The organism is Streptomyces sp. NPDC002088 (assembly GCF_040296605.1).
GTDB lineage: Bacteria > Actinomycetota > Actinomycetes > Streptomycetales > Streptomycetaceae > Streptomyces.
The window spans coordinates 137,313-149,376 of record NZ_JBEOXO010000024.1 but is presented as its reverse complement, the minus strand read 5'-3'; the positions used below and the strand labels follow the sequence as shown (position 1 = coordinate 149,376).

General features: G+C 70.5%; 9 protein-coding genes and 6 pseudogenes. 4 read left to right on the top strand and 11 right to left on the bottom strand.

Features of this window, described 5'->3' with window-relative positions:
* Positions 1–3: 3 nt before the first annotated feature.
* Positions 4–264 (top strand): UBP-type zinc finger domain-containing protein, encoded by a 261-nt coding sequence (locus tag ABT114_RS38070; RefSeq protein WP_351148120.1) that lies wholly within the window; start codon positions 4–6, stop codon positions 262–264.
* A complete protein-coding gene (locus ABT114_RS38065) occupies positions 264–2,045 on the top strand; it encodes an FAD-dependent oxidoreductase (RefSeq protein ID WP_351148117.1) in 1,782 nt (593 codons plus the stop codon). Before ABT114_RS38070 ends, ABT114_RS38065 begins: the two co-directional genes overlap by 1 nt.
* 58 nt (positions 2,046–2,103) lie before the next feature.
* Here the strand turns inward: ABT114_RS38065 and ABT114_RS38060 are convergent, their stop codons facing one another.
* The 3 genes and pseudogenes from ABT114_RS38060 to ABT114_RS38050 all read right to left on the bottom strand — a co-directional run bounded on the left by ABT114_RS38060 (position 2,104) and on the right by ABT114_RS38050 (position 4,161).
* Positions 2,104–3,297, bottom strand: a complete 1,194-nt coding sequence (locus tag ABT114_RS38060; protein WP_351148115.1) for a PP2C family protein-serine/threonine phosphatase — start codon at positions 3,295–3,297, stop codon at positions 2,104–2,106.
* 64 nt (positions 3,298–3,361) lie between these two features.
* Positions 3,362–3,594: pseudogene (locus tag ABT114_RS38055) on the bottom strand (ISNCY family transposase); the annotation flags it as partial.
* Between the two features lie 197 nt (positions 3,595–3,791).
* A pseudogene (locus ABT114_RS38050) lies at positions 3,792–4,161 on the bottom strand (DUF1931 family protein).
* A gap of 789 nt (positions 4,162–4,950) precedes the next feature.
* On the opposite strand from ABT114_RS38050, the pseudogene ABT114_RS38045 reads away from it, so the two are divergent.
* A pseudogene (locus ABT114_RS38045) lies at positions 4,951–7,126 on the top strand (FUSC family protein).
* Here ABT114_RS38045 and ABT114_RS38040 read toward each other — a convergent pair.
* Positions 7,100–7,636 (bottom strand): phosphate-starvation-inducible PsiE family protein, encoded by a 537-nt coding sequence (locus tag ABT114_RS38040; protein WP_351148113.1) that lies wholly within the window; start codon positions 7,634–7,636, stop codon positions 7,100–7,102. The pseudogene ABT114_RS38045 and the gene ABT114_RS38040 sit on opposite strands and share 27 nt — an antisense overlap.
* 211 nt (positions 7,637–7,847) lie before the next feature.
* Between ABT114_RS38040 and ABT114_RS50735 the strand changes: the two are divergent.
* Positions 7,848–8,075, top strand: a pseudogene (locus ABT114_RS50735) (helix-turn-helix domain-containing protein); the annotation flags it as partial.
* A 156-nt stretch (positions 8,076–8,231) separates the two neighbouring features.
* Here ABT114_RS50735 and ABT114_RS38035 read toward each other — a convergent pair.
* From ABT114_RS38035 to ABT114_RS38005, 7 genes and pseudogenes are all read right to left on the bottom strand, one after another.
* Positions 8,232–8,652: pseudogene (locus ABT114_RS38035) on the bottom strand (hypothetical protein); the annotation flags it as partial.
* A gap of 225 nt (positions 8,653–8,877) precedes the next feature.
* Positions 8,878–9,915 carry a hypothetical protein gene (locus ABT114_RS38030; RefSeq protein WP_351148110.1) on the bottom strand — a complete coding sequence of 346 codons (1,038 nt, stop codon included), beginning with the start codon at positions 9,913–9,915 and terminating at the stop codon, positions 8,878–8,880.
* Between the two features lie 31 nt (positions 9,916–9,946).
* A complete protein-coding gene (locus ABT114_RS38025; protein ID WP_502988459.1) occupies positions 9,947–10,351 on the bottom strand; it encodes a DNA/RNA non-specific endonuclease in 405 nt (134 codons plus the stop codon).
* A complete protein-coding gene (locus ABT114_RS38020; RefSeq protein ID WP_351148105.1) occupies positions 10,348–10,779 on the bottom strand; it encodes a hypothetical protein in 432 nt (143 codons plus the stop codon). Before ABT114_RS38020 ends, ABT114_RS38025 begins: the two co-directional genes overlap by 4 nt.
* Positions 10,776–11,627: pseudogene (locus tag ABT114_RS50730) on the bottom strand (ISKra4 family transposase); the annotation flags it as partial. The pseudogene ABT114_RS50730 and the gene ABT114_RS38020, both read right to left, overlap by 4 nt.
* Positions 11,628–11,777 (bottom strand): hypothetical protein, encoded by a 150-nt coding sequence (locus ABT114_RS38010; protein ID WP_351148099.1) that lies wholly within the window; start codon positions 11,775–11,777, stop codon positions 11,628–11,630.
* Positions 11,774–12,013, bottom strand: a complete 240-nt coding sequence (locus ABT114_RS38005) for a hypothetical protein (RefSeq protein WP_351148096.1) — start codon at positions 12,011–12,013, stop codon at positions 11,774–11,776. Before ABT114_RS38005 ends, ABT114_RS38010 begins: the two co-directional genes overlap by 4 nt.
* Between the last annotated feature and the right edge of the window lie 51 nt (positions 12,014–12,064).

Here is a 12,064-nt window from a genome sequence, read left to right as displayed (position 1 = left end):
GCCATGACCGTACGGACCGACCCCCACCTCGCCCTCGTACGCCCCGTCACCCCGCGCGCCCCGGGGTGCGAGGAATGCCTGGCCACGCGTTCCCCCTGGGTCCACCTCAGGCTCTGCCTGACCTGCGGCCACGTCGGCTGCTGCGATTCCTCGCCGAACCGGCACGCCCGCCGTCACGCCGCCGACGACGGCCATCCGATCGTGGCGTCGCTGGAGCCCGGCGAGGACTGGCGGTGGTGCTTCGTCCACGAGGCGTTCGTGTGATGCCCGGCGACGAGACGCGGCCGGGCGCAGCGCCTGTGCCGGACGAGGCGGAGGAGAGCGTCCCCTTCGAGACGCCCGACATCTACGGCGCCTATCCCCGCCTGCCGGACGACCAGATGGCCCGCCTGGCGCACCATGGCCGGAGGCGCCCGGTTGACGCCGGTGACGTGCTGATCCGGGAGGGAGAGCGGTGCGAGACGTTCTACGTCGTCCTCAGTGGCTCGGTCGCCATCGCCGAGGGCTACGGCACACCCGGCGAACGCCTGCTGCGTGTGCACGGCCCTGGCCGCTTCATCGGCGAACTCGGCCTCCTGAACGGACAGGTGGCCTTCTACACCGCCGTGGTCAGGGACCCCGGCGAGATCCTCACCCTGTCCATGGAGCAGCTGCGTGACCTGGTGACTCGGGACTCCACCCTTGGTGATGTGGTGCTGCGCGCCTGCCTGGGCCGCCGTGCCCTGCTCGTCGGGCAGGGCGCCGGTTTCCGCATCATCGGCTCGCGCTACTCGCCCGACACCCGGCGGCTGCGCGAGTTCGCCGCCCGCAACCGGCTGCCGCACCGCTGGATCGATCTGGAGACGGACGAGGAGGCCGAAGCGCTGCTGCGCCGCTTCGCGGTCGGTCCGGAGCAGACGCCGCTGGTGATCTGGCGGGACACGACCTTGCTGCGCAATCCGAGCAACGCCGAACTGGCCCGGTTCATCGGCCTGCCGCCCCTGCCGTCGGGCAACGGCCGCGGCGATCTCCTGATCGTCGGCTCCGGTCCGGCCGGTCTCGCCGCCGCGGTGAACGCCGCCTCGGAGGGCCTCGGCACGACCGTGGTCGAGGCGATGGCCACCGGCGGCCAGGCCGGGACGTCCTCCCGCATCGACAACTGCTTCGGCTTCCCCTCCGGCATCTCCGGCGCCGAACTCACCGAGCGCGGGGTGCTCCAGGCGGGCAAGTTCGGCGCCCGGATCAGCGTCCCGGCGGAGGCGGCCCGGCTCGAACCGCGGGACGGCCACTACGCCGTCAGGTTCGCCGACGGCAGCGAGATCACCGCCCGTACCGTCGTCCTGGCCACCGGCGCCCGCTACCGCCGCCTCCATGCGCCCGGCATCGAACCGTTGGAGGGCGCGAGCGTCCACTACTCGGCGACCGTCTACGAGGCCCAGCAGTGCCGTACCGACCCGGTGGCGGTGGTCGGCGGCGGCAACTCCGCGGGCCAGGCCGTGCTCTTCCTGGCCGGGTACGCACCGCAGGTGTATCTGCTCGTCCGTGGGCCGAGCCTCGAGGCGCACATGTCCCGCTACCTGATCGATCAGATCGAGCGCCACCCGCGGGTGCGCGTGCTGCTGCACACCGAGATGACCGAGGCATTCGGCGACAAGGCGCTGGAGGCGGTCACCGTGGTCGACCACCGTACGGGCGAGCATCGCCACCTCGCGGTGCGGGCCCTGTTCGTCTTCACCGGCGCAGACCCTCACACCGATTGGCTGTCCGGCGCGCTCGCCCTCGACGCACGCGGCTACGTGCTCACCGGCGCGGAGGCGCAGGCGTGCTCCGTTCCCGAACTGTGGCAGAGCCAGGGCCGCGACTGCCTGACGTTGGAGACCAGCCTGCCTGGCGTCTTCGCCGCCGGCGACGTCCGCAGCGGCTCGGTGAAGCGTGTGGCCTCCGCGGTCGGCGAAGGCGCGATGAGCATCCACTTCGTGCACCGCTACCTGGGCCACACGGCCGCGCACGGCGGCACCGACAGCTCACCGCACACCCGTCCGAAGGAGTCCGCTTGGCTCGCATGACACCCAGCGGGCGACGAGATCACACCGGCGCCACGGCTGCGCTCTCCGGCTCGTGCGGTCACGGATCAGTGGGCTGCCACTCGAACATCAAGATCGTGGCGTCGTCGCTGAGTTTGTTGTGCCGATGCTCGAGGATGGCATGGATGAGCAGGCGTAGCACTTCCGGGGCGCTCTGCCCCGCTGCGGTCGACCGGATGATGTAGTCGGTGAAGCGCTCCAGGCCGAACTCTTCGCCTGCATCATCGCGTGACTCCACGACGCCGTCTGAGTAGAGCAGTATTCGGTCACCGGGTTCGAGGCTGACGTCGTGCACCTGACGGGCGGTCCCGGCGAGACTGGCGGGCAGACCCAAAGGAGGCTCAGGTGGCCGCTCCAAGGCCTTATGGAGCAGGCGGTGGCGACGGATGAGCAACGGAGGCGGGTGGCCGCAGTTGCACCAGCGCAGCACACCGGTGGGCATGTGCAACTGGGCGAAGACACCCGTGCAGAACTGCTCCGGAAGCCACTTCGCCAGAGCCTCGTCCACGGTGCCCACGAGTTCGTGCAGGTCTGCCCCGCTGCGCCGGGCGTTACGGCAGCCTGCCATGGCGACAGAGGTGGCAAGTCCGGACGCCAGGTCGTGCCCCATGCCGTCAAGGATTGTGGCGTGCAGAACGTCCTCGGTGAACGCATGGTCGAAAGCATCGCCGCCCAGTTCGTACGCAGGCTCCAGAACCGCCGTCGAAACGACCCGCCCGGTGCCGATCGACCGGGGAGGGAGAAAAGCCCTCACCATCTCCGTGGGCAGGTGCATCGGCCTGGTACGCATGCGCTGCGCGATGGTGTCGCTGTTGGTGCGCTTGGATGTGATGATCAGTGCGAGGAGCAGCGCCGTCGTTCGACAACGCCGTATCTTGAGCCCGTCCAGGGTGCTCATGTTCAGCTCCACGACGCCCAGCCGCTCCGCCCCGTCGGCCAGGGGTAGCCATACGTTCAGCCCGCCGGAGGGGCCTTCTTCCACTCGGAGAGAGTCGGTGCGGTAGGCCCATCCGGCCAGCGAAGTGTCGAGCTCCAGTTCCGGCTCGCTTTCGACAAGCGGCACCAGCAGTCTTTGCTGGATGTCGACCAGATAGATAACGGCCCTGCCCAGACCCATGGCCTCGGCATACCGGTTCAGGACCACGGGCAGTTCCGCAGGTGATGCCAGCTGGGCTGCTCTGACCAGTTCCTCCAGCAGCCGCTCCCCGGACCCGACGGACATGTTCCTGTCCATGCCTTCGATGATCCCTGCGAGGTCGAGCCGCCACAATCTGAGCCCTCCGACACCCGAGATGTGGGCCGATCAGCCTGGGGTGTTGGGGCTTGCCCTTACGGTTGGTCGGGCTTCGGGATCGGCTTACGACACCAGCCGGTCGGGGATCGTGCGGATCCCCGCAAGCCGCACGGCGGTCTGCTCCAGCAGCCAGCGGGTGCCCGCCGCGGTCCCGGCCGGCTCACCGACCAGGTGCGTCAGCCGCCCCAAGGGCTGTTTGCCCAGCGCGCGTCGGGCGTTGCGCTCCACCGCAGGACGAGTTCGACGTGGACGCGGCGCTGCAGCGCAGGCTCTGGACCGCCTGGCGCTGCTGGCGGAGGTCACGACCGCTCTTGGCAGCACCCTGGACGTGGACGAGGCCCTGCGGCGGCCAGCAGGATCGTTGCGGCAGCCGAGGAAGCAGAGCGCGCTGACGCTGTGTGGCCGTGGCCTGCACCGCCTGGTCCGGTCGCCACTCACAGCAGGAGGTCGAAGACGGCTCGGGCCTCGTCCCAGTGCTGGGTCTGGGGGTTCTTCAGGTCGGGGTGGAGGATCTTGAAGCTCTGGGCAAGGGCCAGGCTGAGTCCGCCGATGATGTCCGGATAGGCCGCCTCGGTCTCCTCGTCGGGCGTGCGGTCCAGAGCGGGGTGGGTGGCGAGCTGTTCCAGGATCGGCTTGAGTTCCACTTTGCCCGTTGGCCTTGGCAGTGGCCTGGGCGACGGTCAGCAGATCGTAGAGCTTGGCGTCGACGAAGTCGCTGTAGCGCTTGAGATCGTTCTTGTCGATGTCCAGCCCAGCGGCCGCGCGGAAGAACCTTTCGAACCTGGCGATGGACATCACGGTCATGACGGCAACCTCCGGCTGCGGGCGCCGGGGTGGCTCCCGGCCCCTGGGCTTCCCATTCAGCCTGGCCGACGGGACGCGGGAACGCATGCGCATGTCGGGCCCGATTAGCCTCCCTGTGTTGCCCTGCCAGGCCCAGGTGTCCGACTGCCCGGGTAGTCGGACGGGCGTGCGGATCGACAGCAGGGTGAACACCGCGTCGCGGAGCGGCCCCACGTAAAGGGTGAGCCTCCAGATGTCACTGCTCATGAAGCCGAACGCCGCGGTGGCGAACACGCCAGGGAGCGCTCGCAAGAGGCCGGTGAACAGCAGCCAGGGCCGGTTGACGCGGACCAGCCTGCTTAGCAGCCGCAACCGCCCGCGGACGTGCGGTGCCTCGCTGGTGTACTGGATCCACCCGGGTGGCAGGGCGTTGCCGGACTCCGGGATCAGCGCTCCGATCACGCCGAGGGCCGCTCCCCTCAGCCGGTGGGCGGCGCGCATCAGGCTGAGCATGGGCAGCGACAGCAGCGCGATGTGCTCCGGCGGGCCGATCATGGCGATGACGGGGCGGGTGTTGTCCCGGTAGGACAGGTCCGTCACCCTTCCTCGGCCGCTTCGCGACCTCCGTCGGCCATCCCGGATCGGCCACGAGGACGACGTCGAGCCGCGGCCGCTGGGGGTGAACAGGCGACGCTGGGGGTGCGGTCATCGATTGCCCTGTACGCGAGGGTGCCGGTTTGTGGGTGTAGGTCGGCCCGGGGGCGCGCGGCCGACGCGACCCGGCAGAACGTTCCGGCTAGGCTCACACCCGTGACGTGGCTGCGGGCCTTCGGGGAGGTCGTGCGATCCGGGCTCACGATCGAGGAGACGCGGCTGGAGCCCCTGCTCGCGCTGCGCACGGCCGCTGGGGTGGCGATCGTCATCGGGCCGGCGCTGTGGCTGGTCTCCCCTGCGTATGCCGCGTCCGCCGCCCTCGGCGCCTACTCCGCGGGTGGGGCCACCTTCCAGCGCACCTGGCGTCCACGCAAGGTGATCGCGCTCGGCGCGGGCGCGGGCCTGGCGCTCAGCACCTTCGTGGGCTACCTGGCGGCGGGGCGACTCGTGACGTTCCTCCCACTGCTGGCCGTATGGGCCTTTGCCGCGGGAATGGCCTGGGCCGTCGGATCGACCGCTGGGATCGTCGCAGCGACGACCGTCGGCAGCATGCTGGTGACCATCACCCTGCCCACGAGCGTCGGGCGAGCCCTGGAGCACGCCGGGGTCATCGCGCTCGGAGGCGTGGCGCAGGCCGTGCTGATCCTGCTGTTCCCGATCCGGCGTTGGGGGGCGCATCGTGACGCGCTCGCCGACGCTCTGGCCGCCGTGGCGGACTACGCCCGCCGGCTGCGGCACGACCCGACCGCCCCGTTCGACCCGGAACCGTTGATGACAGCCCGGGACGCGGCAGCCGTGACGCCATCACAGGCCCGCACCCGTCCCCGTCCTCCACGGCCCCCGGGGACTCGCCGAGCGCATTCGGCCGGTCGTCGCCGCACTCGCCGACCCGGACGTCGGCGCCCCGGCAGAGGGACCCGGGCGGGACCGCGCGCGGGAGTTGCTCGACGCGGCCGCCGACGTCCTGGATGCGGCCGCCCGTTCGATCCGCCGCGGCACCCCCGCCGAGGTGCCGCCCAGGAGCACGGACGTCCTACGCGTCGACGAGGACCACGAGGTGCTGGAGGGCCCCGCGAGGCAGGCCGCCGAGCGGCTCGTGGAACTGCTCGGCGAGGCGTTGGAGATCGCCGGGAGCGGCAGCGTCTCCGGGAGGACGCCCACGCCGCCCGGCTCGACGAGCGCCCAGTTCCTGGTGCGCCCGACAATGTTCCGGCTGGTCCCGGTCGTCGTCCGGGCGGTCCGCCGTGAGCTCCGCCGGGACTCGCCCGTGTTCCGGCACGCCGTCCGCCTGGCGGCGGTGGCCACGCTCGGCTACCTGATCGCCGCCCGGCTACCCCTGGGCCACGGCTACTGGGCGCCCATCACCTCGGTGATGGTGATGCGGCCGGACTTCCACCGGACGTACGCGCGCGCGGTGGCCCGTCTCGCCGGGACCCTGGCGGGGGTCGCGCTCGCCACCGGGATGGTGCGGGCCCTGGGCCCGGACGCCCATGTGTTCGGCGCGCTGGCGGTGGCCTCGGCGGGCCTGTCGTACACGCTGAACCGTACCGGCTACGCCTACTCCCAGTGCTTCACTGCCGCGTACGTCGTCTTCCTGCTCGGCATGGGCGGCCAGGCATGGGAGCAGACGGTCCCGGAGCGGGTGGTGCTCACCCTGCTCGGCGGGGCCCTGGCAATGCTGGCGTACGTGGTGTTCCCCGCATGGGAGACACCCCGGCTGCCGGGCCGGCTTGCGGACTGGCTCGCCGCCGACGGCCGCTACGCGGCCGCGGTGCTCCGCAGCTACGCCGAACCGACCCAGGAGCATCACGCCGACATGCGCAGGGCACTGCTGGCGAGCAGGGAGGCACGTGCCGCCTGGCAGGAGGCATACGACCGGGCAAGGCAGGAACCGGTCCGCCCCAGGGGTCTGACGTCGCGCGAGGCGGAGGAGGCGCAGGAGGCGCTCAAGGGGTTCGGCCGGGCGGCGATGCTCATGGAGAGCCACGTCCCGCGGGCCGACAGCCGTGTCGTCCCCGAGGCGGAGCGGTTCGCCGAGGCCCTGGAGGCGGACACCGCGCAGGCGGCAGTCGACGTGCGCGAGCACAGGAATCCGGACTGGGGGCGCGTGGAGGAGGCGCTCCATGCGTGGGAGGGCGCCGCCGCCGGGGACCGGAGCCCGGTGGTGCGGCGCGGGGCGGAACTGCAGAAGCAAGCCTTGGAGGACCTCGCGACGGCCGTGAGCCGCACACCCCTGGAACGGGACGTCGGCTCCGCTCGCGAGGAGCAGCGGGTGCGGGCGGCCGTGGCGGCGGAAGGTGACGGATCAGGACCCGCGCACCGGGGTGGGTGACGGCTCCGGCGACGGGGAGCGCCGCGCCTCCTGGAGCGGGAAGTAGTCTCCCGGCCGCGTCGAGCGCCGCCACACGTACGCCGCTGTCGCCATCACGAGGATCAGCCCCGCCAGGATGAGCAGTTCGATCCCCTCGACGTTCCACCGGAAGGACTTCTCCGCCTCGGCCGTCACGATGAGCACCTTGCGGATGCCGGCAATCAGGCCGACGACGAGGAACGGCTCCGCGTCCAGGGTCTGGTTCCTGATGGTCAGGCGGACGGTGTGGAGCAGCTCGGCCACGATGAACAGGACAAGGCCGTTGTCCAGGGCGGAGAGAACGACCGTCTCCTCGCGGTACGGACCCTGGATCGACCTGACGACGTCGTGGACGACCCCGACGGTCAGGAGCCCCGCGAGCAGTACGAGGAGCGCCGCGACGACGAGGTGGATGCCGTCCTCGATGAGCTGCAGGAGGCCCTGTACCCGGCCGCCCTCGATCTTCGGGAGAATGGGTCGCACAGTCAGCATGCTAGGGGTGCCCCGGCCCGCAGGCGCGGCGTGCTGCCGAACGGGTGGACGAGCGGATAGCTCCCTGTGGTGGCAGCCTGAGGGAAGCGGCGAGACGCGACATCACCGAGGCCTCCCCCGGCACCTCGCCCCCGCGTTGGTGTGAGGGATGGGGAGTTACTGATCTTTTCGGGTTGTTGTCGGGTGCTGATCCCTTCGGTAGGCCGGTGGCATGTGGTACGCGCAGGGCGGCGGATTGACCGCCGAGCGGCGACAGTTTCGGGAGCGGAACCGGTACGAGGCGGGCGAACGGTTCACACGCGACGAGAAGAACGTGGTGATCGCGAAGGATCTGCAGGTGAGCGAGCGGTCGGTGGAACGCTGGCCGCGTGCCTGGCGGGAAGGCGGGATGGAGGCCCTCGCCACCGCAGGCCACACGGTCGCCGACGCCGTCAACGATGACATCTCCTGCATCTTTCGGCCGTACGCAGCCGCGGTCGGGAAACAGCTTCTTGAAGGCACGGCGTCGGTGCTGGTCACGCGCTGGGCCGGGACCCCGCGGCGGAGCCGGTTGGCAATCGCCAGTCCCAGCCCCTCCTCCACCGGCAAGGAGGCCACGATCCGGCGGGCGCAGCAGGGGGATGTCGCGTACGTACAGCTGGGCCACGGGCAGCATGGCGATCGGGCCTTCGGGCCACGGGCGGCCCACTTCGATCCGCTCCACGATGGCCCGCTCCTCAGGCGTGTACCGGGACAGTGGGTGATCTTCGTACGGCCGGCTCGCCGCTGCTGCCCGGATGCGCCGCTGCCGGCGCACGTCTCCCGGCGAGAGGATCTCGTTCACCCGGTCCCACTCGTGCGGTCCTTCGCAGTGCGGCCACGGCTCGTCGGCGGGCCAGAGGAGCGGCCCGCCGGCTGTCGTGCGGCGTGGGCGACCCGGGGCGGGGATGCAGCCGGGTCGCCGTGCGCGCCAGCGGGGCCAGTTGAGGGAGGAGCGCGGTGACGTCGAGCGGCCGCGGCGGGGTGGTGGGACTCATGTCGGCTCCCGATGGCACGAACTGGCTGTGATCAGTTACCGAGGTTGAGCAACCTGGTGCTCTTCGGCAGTCAGGCCGAGACCGCCGAGCGGACGCTCGCCGGTGAGGAACCGACGGTCCGGGTGGACCGTACTGCCGGTTCGAGGAGCGACAGCGTCCGCTGCTGTGCATCAAAGGCGGGGCAGATACCGACCGGCATCGGCAGGTTCGGTCCTGCGCGACCGGTCACTGGACCAGTTCGATGTGGGGGTGGGACGGGTTGGCCGGGCAGACGTGGAGTTGCAGGTTGTAGCCGCCGACGATGTCGATCAAGGTGAAGTTGCCGGCCTTGGCGCCCAGGGGAGGCGGGGCCGGATTCGTCGGTTCCTCCTCGGCGATCCAGGTCCCGCTGCCGCCGTCCCATTCCCAGGAGGCGATGGTGAGGAGCGGGACCTGCTCGGTGCCGCACTCGGGGCAGGGGCGGGGCTCGGGGTCGGTGAGGCCCCAGCGGGTCCAGCCGCCGGTCTTCCAGCCGGGGGCGGTGGAGAGGTTGTTCAGGTAGAGCTCGCCCGGGTCGTCCGCGTACGTGTTGTACCGCGCGGGGTCGATCGTCTCCCAGCGGCTCATGTCGTCCAGCTGGTCCTGAAGCTCCTTGTCCAGGTCCAAGGGGTTGGGGTACTCGGTGACCTGCTCCGGTGAGAACAGGCACGGCTCCGGGAGGTAGCAGTCCCGCTGGACGATGGGCGGCTCGGGCGGTGCGTCGAGAACGTCGGTGACGGTGGCGGAGGAGCGCCAGAAGAGGGCTGTCCGAGGGTGGGCCATCTCATGGTCGAAGGGGCACCAGAGGACCTGGAGGAGGTCCGCGTCGGGCGGGCGCGGGAAGGCGACGTCGCGAGCGTAGAGCTGGGCGACGGGGAGGAGGGGGATCGGGCCGTCGAACCACGGGCGGTCCGCGAGCCGCTCCCACGTCGCCCGTTCCTCGGGAGTCCACTGGGGTGCCTCGGGGTCGAGGCGCCGTCGCTCGGCCGCTGCGGCGCGGTCGTGGCGGAGGAGCCGGATGTCGTCCGGGGAGTGGACCACCGGCGCCGCGCGGCTGTCGTGCGGCTCGTCGCAGTACGGCCACGCCTCGTCGGCGGGCCACAGGAGCGGCCCGCCGACGGAGCTGTCGTGCACGGTCGGCGACCCGGGGCGCGGGTGCAGCCGGGTCGCCGAGCGCGCCAGCGGGGCCAGCTGAGGGAAGAGCGCGGTGATGTCGAACGGCCGCGGTGGGGTGGTGAAACCCATGCCGGCTCCCGTTGGCGCGAACTGAGTGGGATCAGTTACCGAGGTTGTACAACCCAGTGTTCGCGTAGGTGTTGGTGACGTAGACGTTGGGGAACAGTACCTCGGTCGTCCCGTCAGCCCGTTGGATGTCAGCGCTCATCGTGACGCCCACCGGGATGGTGCTGTTCGCGTCCTTGTAGACGGGTGTCACCTGGTAGAAGATCGCGTCGTTCGCTCCGAAATAGGCGATGTCGCCCGTGACCAGGCCCTCCGCCATGGTCTCGTAGGTCCGCATGCTGGGCTTGCCCGTGTTCATCCCGGTCTGCCAGCAGGGGACGAGGTTGAACCGAGTGATCTTGCTCGTGCCCTTTCCGCCGAGGACCTTCGGGATGAGATGGCACCGGGACTGGTCGTAGGTGAGGTTGTTCGTCTTCTTGAATTCCTCCGCGTCCTTCATGCCGGTGACGGCATTGCTGGTTTCGGTCCCCTTGCCGCGGTCCCGCGCCACGCATGCCTGCGCCCGGGCGGCCGCAGTCCGCCCCCGCCCGCCGGGTCGGTCTGGCTGACGAGAGGAACCGCCTCGGTGGTGTTCCAGAACCAGCCGTCGCCGTTGGGAATCGAGTTGATCGGTGGGGGGTCGTTCAGGCAGTCGGCCTGCGGACCGGTGTCCGGCAACGAGAACGTCAGCTCGAACTGGTCGGCGTCGATCACCCGCTGATCCTTGAAGCCGTTGGCGAGCTGCGTGTCGGCGAACTGCTTCTCGTCGGGCGTGACATGGGCCTGCACGCAGGGTGAGGTGCGGTCCAGGACATGGGCGTCGTTCAGGACGTAGGTGTCCCATTCGCCGTTGGGTGCGGATCCTTTTGGGGGAAGGTCGTTGATCAAGCTTTGAGTTGGTAGTCACGCTGGTTGGGGTAGGTGCGCTGGTGTTCCCGGGTGTGGTGGTAGGCGAGGTAGGCATTGAGGTCGTTGTTGGCCTGGACGGCCCGGAGTTTGAGGACGGCTTCTGCGCTGTCCAGGCCCCAGCGGGCGCCGGTGATATCGAGTCGGTCGCCCACGAGGTGTCGGCAGGCTCCTTCGACCGAGCCGGTCGCGATCGGCCAGCCTGCCTCCAGCGCGATGTCGTAGCGGAGCCGGTCGAGATGCCCGGTCAGGTAGCGCACACAGGTCTCCACGCTGCCCCGTTTCGCACCGCCGAGCTGGCCCTTCTCGGCCTGCGCGGTCATCTCCCGGGTGACACGGGCGGTGTGTCCGTGCAGGATCGCGGTGAGTTTCTCCGCAGTGAAGGTCTCCGCGGCCTCGCTGCCGACCGGGTGGAAGGCGTGGGCGGCCGTCCAGACATATTCGGCGACATGAACGAAGTCGATCAGGACGTGGATCGTCGCCTTGCGGCGCCGCGCCTCGGCCTCGATGAGATCGAGTTGGTGGTGGGCACCATCGACCAGGACGAGTCAGGGACGGTGACGGCCCCGGTCACGGTCGTGGGCCTGGGTGAACGCCTCGGCGATCACGTCGGCCGGGTCGTGGATGAGGGAGGCGGTGCACCACCGGTTGACGGCCTTCGGGCCGGGACTCGGTGTGCGCAGGCCGCTGCGGCCGCCGGGCGGGTGGACGATGTCGTGCGGGCGGCGCAGGGCCGGGTGTGTGTCGTGGACGGTGGCGATCGTCGCCCCCGGAGTCCGTTCGTCCAGCCAGCCCCGCTCGACCAGCCGTTTCAGCTTGCCCCGCGTCCCCTAAATCTTCGCCGTCTGGGCCGGCAGACCGATCCGGGGCACGATCTGCTTCGCCTGCACCGGCCCCGGCGCGTCATCGACCACGTCCACGATGTCCCGATAGACCGGCGGGAGATCCGCGCTGGTCATCCCCTCCCGCCAGACCGTCACGGTCTGCACCCCCACGACCCGGCCCCGACCGGCTCCGCCGCCAGGGCCGACGCATCGAGGACGATCCCTTCGACCGCGAGCTCCTCCAGAGTCTCCCGCGTCACCGTCAGCCGCTCCAGTCGGCCCCGCTCCTCTTCCAACCGGACCGTCAACGCGGCGATCCGTCCTTCGAGTTCCTCCACCCGGCCCCGAACCGCCGCCTGCCTCGCCTCGAGTTCCCCGATCAACGAGCCCATCCGGCACCGCCCGAAAGGATCCGCACCCGTACCAGATGGTCGAGCTGAGGG

What these genes read in the sequence shown, in the direction of transcription:
- ABT114_RS38070 (WP_351148120.1), top strand. Translation starts at nt 4, where the DNA reads ATGACCGTACGGACCGACCCCCACCTCGCCCTCGTACGCCCCGTCACC.
- ABT114_RS38065 (WP_351148117.1), top strand. Translation starts at nt 264, where the DNA reads ATGCCCGGCGACGAGACGCGGCCGGGCGCAGCGCCTGTGCCGGACGAG.
- ABT114_RS38060 (WP_351148115.1), bottom strand. Translation starts at nt 3,297, where the DNA reads ATGGACAGGAACATGTCCGTCGGGTCCGGGGAGCGGCTGCTGGAGGAA.
- ABT114_RS38040 (WP_351148113.1), bottom strand. Translation starts at nt 7,636, where the DNA reads ATGCTGACTGTGCGACCCATTCTCCCGAAGATCGAGGGCGGCCGGGTA.
- ABT114_RS38030 (WP_351148110.1), bottom strand. Translation starts at nt 9,915, where the DNA reads ATGGGTTTCACCACCCCACCGCGGCCGTTCGACATCACCGCGCTCTTC.
- ABT114_RS38025 (WP_502988459.1), bottom strand. Translation starts at nt 10,351, where the DNA reads ATGAAGGACGCGGAGGAATTCAAGAAGACGAACAACCTCACCTACGAC.
- ABT114_RS38005 (WP_351148096.1), bottom strand. Translation starts at nt 12,013, where the DNA reads ATGGGCTCGTTGATCGGGGAACTCGAGGCGAGGCAGGCGGCGGTTCGG.